This window comes from Streptomyces spiramyceticus, assembly GCF_028807635.1.
Taxonomy (GTDB): Bacteria; Actinomycetota; Actinomycetes; order Streptomycetales; family Streptomycetaceae; genus Streptomyces; species Streptomyces spiramyceticus.
In genome coordinates, this window is record NZ_JARBAX010000001.1 from 2643877 (window position 1) to 2657782 (window position 13906).

General features: G+C 68.8%; 11 protein-coding genes and 1 pseudogene. 6 read left to right on the top strand and 6 right to left on the bottom strand.

Annotated elements, in window-relative coordinates; translation table 11 throughout:
* Nucleotides 1-316 precede the first annotated feature (316 nt).
* From PXH83_RS11815 to PXH83_RS11825, 3 genes and pseudogenes are all read left to right on the top strand, one after another.
* Complete coding sequence (locus PXH83_RS11815; RefSeq protein ID WP_274559602.1) at nt 317-3433, top strand: FG-GAP repeat domain-containing protein; 3117 nt, start codon at nt 317-319, stop codon at nt 3431-3433.
* A gap of 86 nt (nt 3434-3519) precedes the next feature.
* Nucleotides 3520-4095 carry a GIY-YIG nuclease family protein gene (locus PXH83_RS32335; protein WP_338054732.1) on the top strand — a complete coding sequence of 192 codons (576 nt, stop codon included), beginning with the start codon at nt 3520-3522 and terminating at the stop codon, nt 4093-4095.
* Between the two features lie 258 nt (nt 4096-4353).
* Nucleotides 4354-4485: pseudogene (locus PXH83_RS11825) on the top strand (IS5/IS1182 family transposase); the annotation flags it as partial.
* Between the two features lie 70 nt (nt 4486-4555).
* On the opposite strand, the gene PXH83_RS11830 reads toward PXH83_RS11825, so the two are convergent.
* The 4 genes from PXH83_RS11830 to PXH83_RS11845 all read right to left on the bottom strand — a co-directional run bounded on the left by PXH83_RS11830 (nt 4556) and on the right by PXH83_RS11845 (nt 8825).
* Nucleotides 4556-4849 carry a hypothetical protein gene (locus tag PXH83_RS11830; RefSeq protein WP_274559606.1) on the bottom strand — a complete coding sequence of 98 codons (294 nt, stop codon included), beginning with the start codon at nt 4847-4849 and terminating at the stop codon, nt 4556-4558.
* Nucleotides 4850-6308: 1459 nt separating this feature from the next.
* Complete coding sequence (locus tag PXH83_RS11835) at nt 6309-6806, bottom strand: glycine-rich domain-containing protein (protein WP_274559608.1); 498 nt, start codon at nt 6804-6806, stop codon at nt 6309-6311.
* Nucleotides 6807-6939: 133 nt separating this feature from the next.
* On the bottom strand, nt 6940-7146 hold the full coding sequence (locus PXH83_RS11840; protein WP_274562989.1) for a hypothetical protein: 207 nt from the start codon (nt 7144-7146) through the stop codon (nt 6940-6942).
* Nucleotides 7147-7592: 446 nt separating this feature from the next.
* Nucleotides 7593-8825: a helix-turn-helix domain-containing protein gene (locus PXH83_RS11845; RefSeq protein ID WP_274559610.1), complete on the bottom strand. Its 1233-nt coding sequence runs from the start codon at nt 8823-8825 to the stop codon at nt 7593-7595.
* Between the two features lie 423 nt (nt 8826-9248).
* Between PXH83_RS11845 and PXH83_RS11850 the strand changes: the two genes are divergently transcribed.
* From PXH83_RS11850 to PXH83_RS11860, 3 genes are all read left to right on the top strand, one after another.
* Nucleotides 9249-10037, top strand: coding sequence for a calcium-binding protein (locus PXH83_RS11850; protein ID WP_274559612.1), 789 nt, complete (start codon nt 9249-9251; stop codon nt 10035-10037).
* Between the two features lie 259 nt (nt 10038-10296).
* On the top strand, nt 10297-11742 hold the full coding sequence (locus tag PXH83_RS11855) for an FG-GAP and VCBS repeat-containing protein (RefSeq protein WP_274559614.1): 1446 nt from the start codon (nt 10297-10299) through the stop codon (nt 11740-11742).
* Between the two features lie 104 nt (nt 11743-11846).
* Nucleotides 11847-12374 carry a DinB family protein gene (locus PXH83_RS11860; RefSeq protein ID WP_274559616.1) on the top strand — a complete coding sequence of 176 codons (528 nt, stop codon included), beginning with the start codon at nt 11847-11849 and terminating at the stop codon, nt 12372-12374.
* Nucleotides 12375-12416: 42 nt separating this feature from the next.
* Here the strand turns inward: PXH83_RS11860 and PXH83_RS11865 are convergent, their stop codons facing one another.
* Complete coding sequence (locus PXH83_RS11865; protein ID WP_274559618.1) at nt 12417-13397, bottom strand: adhesin; 981 nt, start codon at nt 13395-13397, stop codon at nt 12417-12419.
* A 165-nt stretch (nt 13398-13562) separates the two neighbouring features.
* Nucleotides 13563-13883 (bottom strand): trypco2 family protein, encoded by a 321-nt coding sequence (locus tag PXH83_RS11870; protein ID WP_274559620.1) that lies wholly within the window; start codon nt 13881-13883, stop codon nt 13563-13565.
* Nucleotides 13884-13906 lie beyond the last annotated feature (23 nt).

Consider the following 13906-nt stretch of genomic DNA (forward strand, 5'->3'; position numbering starts at 1 on the left):
GGCCGCACACCATGTTGATCGTGTTGCCAGCCGATCGCCCTCACGATCCGCACGCAGAGGAGGAAGGCGACACCATTGACCTTGAATCTGCGGCGCCCATCAAGATCGAGCTGGTGTCGCGGAGCTGAAGAGCGCACGCATGCCCCGTCGCATCGTTGGCGTCACGGTGAGGTCGTTCGCAGCGTGAAGGGCGTACCCCGGGGCGCGACAAGGGTCGTCTGCCTCACCGCGAGCACCCCCTTGCCGCCACCACCCCCCTGATAAGATCCGGCCACTTGTGCGAGGGCACCGGCCCTCGCAGGGGAGGGAACCTCACGTGGGCAGACACGCCCTGAGACGGGGCGGTCTGGCCGCCGCCGTCTCCTCGCTCGCGGTCGCCGTCGCGGCCGCGTCCGTCGCCGTTCTGTCGGAGGGCGGCGGCTCCGCGGAAGCGGCCGAAGCCGGGACCACCGCGATCACGCTGGTCGACCCCAGTACCACCACACCGCGCACCGACCGCCCGTACGTCGCGGGCGACACCGGCTTCCTGCACCGGCAGACCGGCAAGGCGGGGATGCTGTGGACGGACTACGCGACGGGTAGGACCGTCACGGTCAAGAAGGCCGACGGCAGCGTCTACGTCCCGTCCTCGACCTGCTCCATCGACGCCGAGTGCCGTACCGCCTGGTTCGGGTCGGACAGCGACCTGGTCGCCCTGGGGCCGTCGTCGATGACGTACTCGTCGTACGTCACGCTCTGGGACCCGGCCACGGGCACGACCAAGAGCCTGAGCTGGAACGGCTCCACCACTGACGGCTACTACCGGGCCCTGGCCGGGGACACGGTCGTCACCAGCTACGCCCTGATCGACCTCGTCGACGGCGCGAAGCGCGTCCGCAAGGTGACCGGCGAGGGGACGAACATCCAGGACAGGGAGATCGTCGCCGCGGACTCCAACGGTGTGCTCTGGGCGCGCAGCGGCGAGATCGACTACATCGACATCGAGTCGGCCGTGAACGCCGGTGCGTTCACCGGCGCCACCGCCGCCGATCACCACGTGATGAGCGCGGACCGCATCGGCTGGTACGACGACGACACCGCCGTACTCCACCTGAAGTCCCGCACCGACCTCACCGCCGCCGAGCAGGTCGTCACGCTGCCCGCGCACCCGGGCACGCTCGACGGCGACCCGGTCCTGGTCGGCGACTGGCTGCTGCTGCCGCTGTCCTCCAGCTCGCTCGGCTCCAAGCTGCTCGCGGTCAACGTGAACGACCCTTCGGTGCAGCAGACCCTGCTGGCGAGCGCCGGCCAATACACGCTGGCGGCCCGTGACAAGAGCGCGCTGGTCTCCGGCGGTACCGACGCCACCGACTGGTGGGTGCAGCGGGTGAGCCAGGCCGAGGACGGCACGCTGAAGCTGGAGAAGGTCCGGCAGGCCCCGGCGGTGGAGAACACCAAGACGGGCATCGCGCTCAGCCGCGGCAGCCTGCGCGTCGCCGAGGACGACCCGAGCGCCGTCGCGGACACCACGTCCGTGCGCACCCTCACCACCGACGGCTCCGCCACACTGACGTCGTCGGAGGCCACGGCGAGCGGCTCGATCTACGCCGCCATCTGCCCGTACGCGGGCATCACCTGCTCGGCGCTGTGGGGGAACCTCGACGCCCGGGACGTCCATCTCGACGCGAACGGCGGCACCGACGAGGGCGAGAGCGGCGGCGACGACCGGCTGGTGGAAATCGGCGGCCACTATCTGGACTTCGGCGGCCAGGGCGGCGCGATCGTCGACGTCTCCGACGACTACGCCGTCTTCAACTCCGGCGGCACCACCTCGGCGCAGTACGTCGGCGAGTTCGGCCAGGGCCAGAAGCTGAAGCGGTCCGTGCGCGCCGCCGCCCTGAACGGCTCCACCCTCTGGAGCGCCACCACCACCGCAGGCACGCTCACCTCGTACAGCATCCCGCTGGCGAAGACGCTCACCACGGTGACCGTCCCGGGCCTGGCCTGCGTGCCGAGCGAGCTCCAGGCAGCGGGCCGCTGGGTGTACTGGGCGTGCGGAACCGACTCGGCAGGCGTGTACGACACCAAGGCGGGTACGTCGACGGCGGTCACCCCCGGTGACGTGCTCCTCGGCGACGGCTTCACCGTCCGCCACGACCATGGCGCGGGCACGCTGGTGCTCACCGACGCGACCGCCGGCACCACCCGGGTGATCGCCTCCGACCTGGCCGACAAGGGCCTTACCGCGGACCGCCGTTACCGCTGGACCGTCGACGAGTACACCGGCCTGGTCGCCTGGTTCGACGACTACGAGCGCACCCACGTCACCACCACCGGCATCGCTCCGTCCGCCGTGACGGCCTTCGAGACATCCGCCAACGACCACGTGGACCCGAACGTGCCCTTCGAGGGCCGCTGGGTGCTGTCCCGCCCGGTCACCTCCTGGTCGCTCACCTTCACCTCCGTCCAGAGCGGCGCGAACGGCAAGGCCACCCGCACGATCACCGGCGACGCGACCCCGGACAGGGTGACGGCGACCTGGAACGGCAAGACGGCGAGCGGGAGTTACTTCCCCAACGGCCACTTCACCTGGACCCTGAAGGCGACCGGTCTCGGCACCGCCACGGCGAACACGGTGACCACCGGCAAGGGCTACCTGCAACGCGGAGCGGCGGTGCGCCACGACTTCGTCAGCCCGGACGGCCCGGACGGCCGCGGTGATCTGCTCACCCTCAACTCCTCGGGCGGGCTCACCCTCCACTCCGGCACCGGCACGGGGAAGTTCGGCGACAAGTACACGGGCACCGGCTGGGCCACGTCCATCATGGCGATCCCCTTCGGCGACCTGAGCGGCGACCGCTGCAACGACGTCCTCGTGCGCTACAGCAGCGGCGCCCTACGCCTGTACAAGCCGGGCTGCGGCAGGGCGGTGACGCCGTCGACGTCGTACACGACTCTCGCCACCAGCGGCTGGACGCAGTACAACGCGCTCACCTCGCCCGGTGACGTGAGCGGCGACGGACGGCCCGACCTGATCGCGAGGAACGCGTCCACCGGGACGGTCTACCTCTACAAGGGCACGAGCGACGGCAAGCTGGCCTCCCGCGTCAAGCTCTACGACAACTGGAAGGGCTACAAGAAGATCGTCGGCGTCGGCGACATCACCGGCGACGGCAAGGCGGACCTCCTCGCCCAGGACACGGCGAACACCCTCTGGCGCTACAACGGCAAGGGCGATGGCACCTTCGCCGCCCGTGTGAAGGTGTTCACCAACTGGGGCGGCAGCTACAACGTCGTCGTCGGCATCGGCGACATCACGGACGATGGCCGGCCGGACCTCGTCTCCCGCGACACCAGCGGCAACATGTGGCGCAACACCGGGGACGGGAAGGGGTCGTTCGGCTCGCGGGCGCAGATCACGAGCGGCTGGAGCGGCTACAAGTCCCTTTCTTAGGCGGTGAGTTGCTCCTCCAAAGGCGCCCGGAAACTTGATGTCACCGGGCGCCTTTACACTTCCCGCGTGATGTCGGCGCACAGGTGATGCTCCTGGGGTGGAGGGGCACATGGGCAGATGGGGCGCGTCCGCGTTCGTCGTCGTCAGTCTGGTTGGGGAGGCGCAGCTGCCGGTCGTCCCCGCGGCCGCCGTGCACGGGGCGGTCCCCGGCGACTTCAACGGCGACCGCGACGCCGTCCTGCCCGCGCCCGGCGCGAACGTCCGGCAAGGAGGCCGCAGGCGCCGTCGTCGTCCTGTACGGCTCGGCTTTCCGGCCTGTCGGCCACCAGCCGCAAGACCATCACGCAGAACACGCGGCCGGATCGACACTGCGGCTTACTCTCGGCTGCCTGCTCGGGCTTGAGTTGCGCCGCGTGGGCAGCGGCAAGCGCATGACCTTCGGGAAGGCCGGGGAAGCCACCCTCAGTCAGTGGATGGCGGAGAACGCGCGAGTGTGCTGGATCGAGCATGACGAACCGTGGACCATGGAGTCGGAGCTCATCCCTCAACTCGACCTGCCGCTGAACCTCGACCAGAACCGCCACAACGCGTTCCATGGCCGACTCAAGGAGCTGCGGGCCCAGGCCCGCCAGCGGGCACGAGAGTTGTCCATCAGCGCATAGCGCGTCGGGCTGACATCACCAGCTGACATCAACGGCGGCGAATGACGGCGCACCGAAGCGGCCGCAGCTGGATCGACGAGCGACCACCGATCCCCGTTTCGGCAAGCCGCGCCGCAGGCTGATCGAACTCCTAAAGCGGGTGTCGCATGTTCGAATCCTGCCGGGGGCACACGATAGTTAGCTGGTCAGAGGCACCAAGGACCCTCCTGTTCATTCGAACGGGAGGGCCTTTTCATGATCGGGTGCCACGAGTCCGGGTCCCGTGTCGAGCACGTCTTCGCGCACATGAAGTGCTGGAAGATCCTGCGCGACTGCCGCCTCAGGGGGGAGGGCGTGCACCACGCCATGCGCGGAATCGCCCGCCTGCACGACCTCAACCTCGTCGGATAGGGGGCGCGGCCGGAACAGCCACCGGCCACGCCCCCACCCTCCCACTCAAAGGTCGTTTACGGGACAGGCCTTAGAAGGCGCTGTTGTCGCAGCCCATGCTCGAACCGATGTGGGTGTCCTGCTTGCCCGGGTCGCCCTCGCCGTTGAGCGCGCTGCCCAGCGCGCCGTTGAGGATGCCGACCTGGCCGAGGATGTCGAGGTTCAGGTCGTGCGACTTGCAGGTGGAGCTCTGGTGGATGTTGAAGCGGTCGCCGCCCTTGTGGTGGCCGTGCCCATCGCCGCCGGCGTGGGCAGTGCCGGCACTCAGGAGTCCGACGCTGCCGAGGGCAGCAACCAGGACGGCAGCCTTGCGAAGCTTGTGCATGTCATCTCCGGTGGAGTGAGGTGGGTGCGATCTGCGATAGATCGACTTCGTTCAGTTACGGGAGATTAGTATGAAATACCATCAAAACACCCGAGGGCGCGCCGGAATGTCGTGATCTTGTTGCGGAAGCATCCTTAGTCCTGCCTTCCAAACGTGGGCCTGAGCCGGTCATTCGTAGGATCGGCAGGGGACCCAGGGGTTCGGGCTTGCAGGTCCGAGCCCCGTGGGCCGGGACGTGACGCCTGCTTCTACGTCCCGCGTCGCCCGTGCAACTCCGCGTACTGGGAGAGCACACTGCGCGCCGATGCCCGCATCCGAGTTCCAAATGGCCGCTCGCCGCCCTCGTGCCACACCCGCGAGGAGGTCGGACAACTACCGTCAGGAAGCCGTGGCCCGAACCAGGCGTCGGCCAGGCGGCCAGCCGCCAATGAACGTAGGTGAACGCCTCTACACGCAGTCCAACAACCCACCAAGAGCCTTGGAAAGCGTGCGCCCCCGAGCAACCGCCTTGGGCCGCCGTGCACCGGTTCGCGGAGCGGTGCGCCTTCCGCCGAGGGCATACGCCCCGTAACCCTGGACTGGTCCGCACGACAGCCGAGACCAGCAGGGGTGGGAATCGTGGCTCGTACGCAGTCCAGGTGTGGAGCGATGACGGAGAAGGGAACGGGGTGCCGGCGACTGGCCATGGTGGACGCATCGCGGTGCAATCTCCACCGCGGCGACTGGTCCTCGTACACCGTCCAAAGGCGCAAGGAAGCCGAGCGCAAAGCGAAGGCACCAAGGCGTCGCAAGTGACACAGTCGCAGGCGCGGTGACATCCATGGCTGACATCAACGGCAGCGGACAGCAGCGGCACCGCGAGTCTGACGCAGCCGCGAGGGCAGCGGATCGACCGGGCGTAGAGACGGTCCGATCGAACTCCTGAAGCGGGTGTCGCAGGTTCGAATCCTGCCGGGGGCACACGCAGAAGGGCCAGCGCGGAGGCCTGATCCTCTCGAACTGGCCCTGTCGCGTGATCGCGACCGTGCCACACCCACGCCACAACGTCCGCTACGAGTCCGCCTCACCCCGCGTCTTGCGGATCATCGACCCGAGCCGATCGGCGATCTCGCGGTCACGGCCGTTGACCGCCACCAGCTCGCCCGTAGACCCGGTAGCGGGCGGAAGTTGACAGCCCGACCGACGCCCCACGGACATCCGGCCGGTAGGGGTAGTCAGCGGCCGGCGGTGTACGGGGTCCGGGTTCTCGTGTCGACGACGATCACGAACGGGTCACCGTAGGACTTCCTCGACCAACCCCGCCTTCGCTTCGGCTGCGGCCCTGCTGCGGACTTCCACGCCTGGTAGCTGTCCACTACTTCGGCGTACCGCGGATCAATCCAGTCGCGCATCTCGACCTCGTCTCTCTCCGTTCCCCAACGACGTTAGAGCCGCGGGGGAACGGAGACCAGGGCGTCGGTCAGTTCGGGCCCGTGTTGCCGCAGTCGCCGGTGCACGTACCTTCCGGGCCGGGCGGGGAGTGCTCGCACGACGCTGCGACGGGGATGCTCGTGTCGGTGGGCGCGAGCCACATCGCGGGCTCCGGGGTGTACCCGGCGGCCGTGATCGCTTCCAGGCTGCGGGTGAGGGCGTCCGGGGCGTGGCGGCTGGTGTCCGGGGCCTCGGGTACGTGGTGGACGAACAGGCCGAGTCGAGCAGCCAGCGATTGCTTGACGCGCGTGTGCAGGATCAGCGCGTGCCATCCCTCGTCGACCACACCCGACGGTTGCAGGCGGGCGTGGGGGTGCGCGGCGCAGGCCGCCTCGAACTTCAGCGCCTCCAGGGTGATCAGTTCGGCGACGTCGGGCGCCATGCCGGGGTTGTTGCGCCGCACGGTGGCGGCCACAGCGACGAGGTCCTCGGGGTGGATCAGGTCGCGGGCGTACCGTGTGACGGTCGCCTCGGTAGTGATACTCATGGTGGTGTTCTCCCGTTTCTGGATGGGATGGACGTCCGCCTCGGCCGGGGTTTCCTGGCCGGATGCATCGGCCGAGGCGGGTCTTGCCGGCCCGCTGCCCTCCTCTTGCACGGGGTGCTGAGGGAAGCGGGGGTCAGTGGGGCGCCGCGCTGCCGGGAAGTGGCGTTCGGGCAGGGGCGCCGCAGACCTGGGCGGGGCCTGTGGTGGGAGTGTCCGGAGTGAGGTTCTCCGGCGTGATGGGTGGCCCGTGCCAGAGCAGGGTGACGCCGTGCTCTTCGCAGTGGGCGCCCTCGTCGTCCTCGACCGGGAACTCGTGCTCGCCCTTGAGGCACTCCGTCATCGTCGTGCCTCCCGTGCTGCTCGCCGGAGTTGGGCTCCGGTAGGGCAGCCTTCATCGAGGCAGGTTGGGCAGTCCCCGCAGTGCGCAAGGAGCGCCTTGTACTCCGCCATCCCGGTGTGGTTCATGCAGGACCTGGGGAACCAGAGGGTGAAGCGGTCGAGTATCCGGATCGGACGCGGCCCGAGATCGATCGCGATCGCGGCAGTGAGGGTGGTCCCGCACCAGACGCAGTCCATGCCGCGCTGCTGGCGCTGAGACAGAGTCTCGATGGCTGGTACGGGTGCGGTGGTGGTGCTCAATGGGTCATCCCCCGTCGTCATTGCCGGTGGTGTCTGCACTGACGACGACAGTAGGAGTGGCGGATACGGCGAGGGGGTACGACCTGTACCCCCTCGATCAGGGGTAGAAGTCGTACCTCATACGAGAGGTACAAGCTGGACCTGCGCTTACGCGGAAACGCCCAACTCCTGCGCCAGCCAACGGGCATCGTCGCGGATCATCGCGGGCCCCGTCTCCACCAGGTCCGGCAGGGCAGACCGCGCGAACAGGTTGTAGCGGACCGTCTCAGGTGACTCCTCGTGCGCCTTCTTCAGCAGGTGTACGACCGCCAGGTGCTCGCCGCCCATGCTGTACGCCCGAGCCGCTTCCAGCTGGTGGAAGCTACGGCGGGTTGCAGACGGCATCGGGGCGAGGTCGATCGTGGTGGCCACATCGATGGCACCACTGGCCTGCACGAGATCGTTGTGCATCGTCAGCCGGTAGGCGTCGACCATGCCCTGCCCGAAGATCAGCCATGGGTGGGAGTAGCGGCAGCCGAGGCGGCGGGCGGCGTCATTCGCCTTGTCCCAGTACCGCCACGCATCGCCGTGCCGGCCGCGCTTGGCGAACGAGAGGGCGGCGGCGAGGTGGAGCAGACCCCAGCGTGCGAGATCCTCGGGGTTGTCGTCGACCGCATGGAGCAGGTCAGCAGCCTTCATTGCCAGATCGACGCGGGCCTCGTGAGCTTCGCCGGCATCGCGGAAAACGTGGTTCATGTACCAGGCAGCACCTGCGATGGCCTGCGGGCTATCGGCGTCCTGCGCTGCGGTCATGGCCCGGTCGCCGGTGAGCATCACCAGCTCGGGCGCGGGCTGGAAGCTGAGGTAGAGCTGGATGAGGTGGTACGTCTCAGCCAGACCGACGAGGACACGGCGCCGGTCGGTGCCGTCCAGGGCGCGGGCGGCGTGCTGAAGGTCGGCGAGCAGGGCGGGGGCGATGGTGGCGATTCGGGAGCGGTGGTCACCGCTGCCGTGCCACAACTGCCACGCCTGCCGGACGCGGGCGAGCAGAGCATCAGCGCTCTCGGGTTCCTCGTCGCGCTGGTGGAAGCTGTAGGAGGTGAGCGAGGCTTTCACCGCGGGAAGGGCTATGTGCGTGGCCTTGCTGTACGTGGCGGCGGAGATCCGCTCGTCGCCGGTCAACTCGCCCACGTCGACGCCGAGCACTTCGGCGAGGCGGAGCAGTAGGGGCAGGCGCGGCGTATGGAGGCGGCCAGCCTCGATGGCTTTCACCCACTCAGCAGAGCGGCCCACGAGCCCGCCAGCAACGGCGCGTGTCAGCCCGGAGCGCTCCCGTGCACGCCGAACGCGCTGGGCGAAGGTGTCCGGGGAACCGGTCGGTGTGTCGTTCGTGTGCGGCATACTGAACTCCGTTCTGACCTAGACACTCAGAACGCTACTCCCCACCGCGCACGGGGAATCCGGTATCCGACAGGTGCACGTTGTCTGGTTCGGCCGCGCCCGTCCCGGCGTTCGTACCCCCAGCAGTCGGACCGGCAGACATCGGCTCCATGCCGCACGGTGCGATCCTTCCAGCGCTGGGGCTGAGGTCAGTGGCGAGGTTGCCTGGCCCGCCGATCACCACTGCGAAGTGAGGATCAGAGTCAGTGGGTGGTCGTGCGGGCCGGGCGATCTGAGCGAGGCCCTGACGACGTTCCGTACATGGGTCGAAGCGGCGATCGAGCGGCCGTTGTGATGATCGGTTCGACTGTTTACAGTTAGCCGCTCATTCGCCCGCCGTGTCGTGCGTCCGGCGGGCACACCTGCACCTTTGTGGGGAGATTCATGCGCAAGCGCGCAACCTTCGCTGTGCTCGCCGCTGTCACCGCGCTGGGCGGATTCACCGCCCCTGCCGCGTACGCGGACGAGACCGTCGGCGACATCCAGATCACCAACGTCTCCGTCAACGGCGGCAAGAACGTCGTGGTCGGCGTCACCGACAAGACAATCACCGTGTCGCTGACGGCCACCGACCCGTCGGGCATCTGGGACGCAGACTTCTACCTGTGGCGCGGCCCGGACGGTACAGACCCCTACTACAGCGCCGACGACTACGTCACGCCGAACGAGGACACGACGCCCGCGGACTGCATAGCCTCCAGCGCCACCACGTCCACCTGCTCGAAGACCTTCACCTTCGAACCGGACTGGTGGCTCACCAACGCCCACGCCGGGACCTGGAAGGTCGGCGTCCAGGCGTGGGCCAACGATGACAGCCGGACCGAGAGGTACGCGTACACCACCACCCGCATCCAGCGGCTCTCCAAGCTGACCGCCAACGCGGGGCCCGAGCCAGTGGCCGCGGGCAAGACCCTGACCGTCACCGGCAAGCTGAGCAGGGCGAATTGGGACACCCTCGCTTACGCGGGCTACACCGCACAGCCGGTCAAGCTCCAGTTCCGCAAGGCGGGCACCAGCACGTACAGCACCGTCAAGACGGTCAACACCTCCAGCACCGGTGCCCTGAGCACCACGGTCACCGCGTCCACGGACGGCTACTGGCGCTGGAGTTTCGCCGGTACCTCGACCACCCCGGCCGTCTCGGCCGCCGGTGACTTCGTCGACGTGCAGTAGCAGTAGCAGTAGCAGTAGCAGTCACAAGTTGCGGTAGCAGCCATGCAGTGGCGCCGGGTCGCGTTCGTGGCGACCCGGCGCCGGCCTCTTCGGCCGTGAACTCACCGGCCGCCGTACAACCCTTGCACCCCTCCAGTGGTCCTCTCTGCACCGAACGACACGTGTGTACGGGGATGAGAGCCCCCAAACACGGTCGATTCGACCCACCGATTTCGGATGCCCACCGGCATCCGGCATGTCGCAGGAGAAGAAGACCCGCATGCGCAAGCGCCTCCGTATCACCCTCGCCACCTCCGCCGCGGCCGCCCTCACCGGCGGTCTGCTCGTCGTCGGAGCGGGCAGTGCCGCCGCCGCGCCCTCCGGGCTGCAGGGCGACTTCAACGGCGACGGCTACCGCGACCTCGCGATAGCCGCGCCCATCGCCAAGGTCGACGGCAAGTCCGGTGCCGGGTACGTCGCCGTCGTCTACGGCACCAGCAGCGGCCTCGACAAGTCCAAGCGCACCCTCATCAGCCAGGCCACCGCCGGGATCCCCGGAGTTCCGGAATCCGGCGACTACTTCGGGGACCGCATCACCGCCGGTGACCTCGACGGCGACGGCTACACCGACCTCGTCGTCGGCGTGCACGGCGAGCAGATCGGGAGCACCGGCGACTCCGGCGTCCTCACCGTCGTCTGGGGCGGCGCGACCGGTCTCACGTCCGGAACCGACATTTCGTCGCCGCTGCCCGAGAACCGGAACGAACTCGGCTGGGACGTCGCCGCCGGTGACTTCGACGGGGACGGCAAGACCGACCTCGCCGCCGCTAACATCGCCGCGCCCGAGCTGAACATTTTCAAGGGTCCCATCTCGCGCACCGGCGCGGCGGCCGCCCTCGTCGGCGTCGACACGTCCAGCCAGACCGGCATCAACACGGACAGGATCGTCGCGGGGAACGTCACCGGCGACGGCGCCACCGACCTCCTGGTGATGGGCCAGCAGGAGAGCGGCGACGGGTACATCACCCGCAGCGTCCTCTACAAGGGCGGCGCGACCGGCCTCAAGGCGTCCGGCAAGCTCGCGGGCGGTTACGCAGCGGCCATCGGGGACGTCAACAAGGACGGTTACGGCGACATCGTCACCGGCAACTTCATGGAGAAGTCCACCGACGAGCCGAACGGCGGCCTCGGCGGCGCGGTCACCGTGACGTACGGCAGCGCCACCGGGCTGTCCACCCGCACCCCGGTTCGTATCACCCAGGACACCGCCGGCGTCCCCGGCGCCGCAGAGCGGGGCGACCGCTTCGGGTGGAGCCTGTCCGCGGGCGACACCAACCGCGACGGCTACGCCGATGTCGCGGTCGGCGCGTCGTCCGAGTCCTTCGGGGGCAAGACGGCGGCCGGCACCGTCACCGTGCTGCGCGGATCGGCCACAGGCCTGACCGGCACCGGCTCCAAGAGCTTCTCGCAGGACACGACTGGGGTGCCCGGTGGAGCCGAGTCCCACGACCAGTTCGGCGCCTCTGTACACCTCACGGACAGCAACGCCGACGGCCGCGCCGAACTGACCGCCGGTGCCTTCGCCGAGAACAGCGGCGCGGGTTCGGTCTGGCTCTTCAAGGCCGGCACGAGCGGTATCACCGCCACCGGTTCGACGACCTTCGGCTCCACGTCCCTCGGAGGCCCCTCCGGCCTGACGTACTTCGGCGACCGCTTCGCCAACTGAGCCGCTGAGCCGCATCGCGGCGACGAACAGCGCGTCCCTGTCTGTCTGGGGGCGCGCTGTTCGTTGTGGCAGCTTTGTCAGTGGTGGGTGGCAGTCTGTAATGCATGAGCAGCACACCTGACGGACGACCCATCCCGCCCATGAACGCGGACGAACGCACCACGCTGGAGAGCTGGCTCGACTTCCACCGTGCCACGCTCGCCCTCAAGTGCGAGGGCCTGGACGACCGGCGGATACGGGAGGCGTCGGCCGCGCCCTCGTCGTTGACGCTGCTCGGGCTCGTGCAGCACATGGCCGAGGTCGAACGGAACTGGTTCCAGCGGGTGTTCGCCGGAATGGATGTCCCTGCGGTGTACGGCAAGGGGCAAAGCGCCGACGGTGCCGATGGCACCGACGGCGGGTTCGAGCTTGTCGACGGGCGGGGTATCGACGAGGCGCTGAGCATCTGGCGGGACGAGATCGCTCGTGGCCGTGAGATATGTGCCGGGCGGGCGCTGACCGACACCGTGCTGTTCGGCGGGCAGGAGATGAACCTGCGCTGGATCTTTGTGCACATGATCGAGGAGTACGCCCGTCACAACGGCCATGCGGACCTGGTGCGGGAGCGGATCGACGGCTCTGCGGGGGTCTGAGGGGGCGAAGGGGAGCGTAAAGGGGAGGCGCGCGCGAAGGGTTTACGTACGGCAGCTGATTTTCATCTGGGCCGCTGCGTGGTGTGCGCCGACCAGGTCCTCGTCGCCCCAGTCGCGGCCCCGGTCGATCAATTGCACCGCGAAGGCGTCGCCCTTGACGTCATAGCTGCCGACGGAAACCAGGCTGCCCCGGTGGACGGTCTGGCGTACGCCGAAGGCTGCGTACGACGAACCGTTGTCGTCGGCGTCGGCGAGCACCCGGTAGAAGGTCGGGTTGCCCGCCACGTCGAGGTCGCGGCCGCTGTCCGGTACGTACACGGCCAGCGCGCACTGCTCGAAGCCGTCGCCGACCGTCCAGGACCAGGTCGCGGTGTTGCCCCGGTCCCGGTCGGGGGCACCCGACATGGGGACTGCGGTGAACCGGCCGTCGCACGAAGTGCCTGTGTAGCCGCCGGAGTTCACGGTGTACCAGCCGGCGTCGCCGTTCTCGAAGCGGCCGAACTCCCGGTAGTGGCCGGAGCTGCAGCCCGGCCCCGCCCATGCGGTGTACGACGGGTGCCGTGCGGGTGGGGGCGGCTTGGGAGGTGCCTTCGGCTTCGGCTTCCTGGATTTCTGCGGGGGCCGGGATGTGGCGGCGGGAATGCTCGCGCCGTCCGACGGTGGCGTCGTGTCGCCGATCGGGTCCGTCGGGCCAATCCTGGTCGGCACCCCGCCGGCTATGTCGTCGGGGTTGCCCGCAGTTCCGCTCGTACCGCCACCGCCACGACCGCCGCCCTCACCGCCTCCGCCTGAGGCGGCCAGCAGGGTGGCCGCCGTGACCAGGACGGTCAGGGCGGCGACAACTCCCGTCGCCACCAGGGCCTTTCTGCCTCGCGAAAGGGTGGACAGGCGACCGGCCAGTGTCTCCCGGGCTATCCAGGCCCCGCTCGCCACCCGGCCGTCACCCGCGCCCACCCCACAGCCGGGGCAGACCATGCCCGGCAGCGCACCCCTGCGTCCGCCACCGCATCCCTCGCACACCATGGAGACCTTCTCGCACCGTACTCACGGATCACGCTGAACAGTCGGCCAGCAGCCACCAGCAGCAGCCACCGGCAGTCAAGGGGACCCACTATGCATGAGGCCGTCATTCCGGAACAGGGAATGCGCGGGATTGAACTTGGCTCTGAGTCAGTCCTCGTCTCGCAGTCAGTCTTCCTCCGAGTCGTCGCCCCCCACGTCCACCGGGCCGCCCCCGTCACGTCCGCGCGGTTCCAGCTCCACCGTGATGCGGTGCGTCGTGTCCTTCGTCCTCGTCGCACCCAGGTCCGCCGTCACCACACCGATCCGCAGGCCGCCCTTGCCGCTCGTCTCGCGCCGGATCTGGACGGCGAATTCAAGGTTCACCTTTCCCACCCTGAAACGCAGGCCGCTCTCCCTGCCCCGACGCTGAGCCTCCTCCAGTTCGGCCCTCACCTGACCGATCGCGTCGGCCAGACCCGCGCCCTGCAACTCGTCGTTCGTGTCCATCGTGCTCACATCCCCCCGCTGCC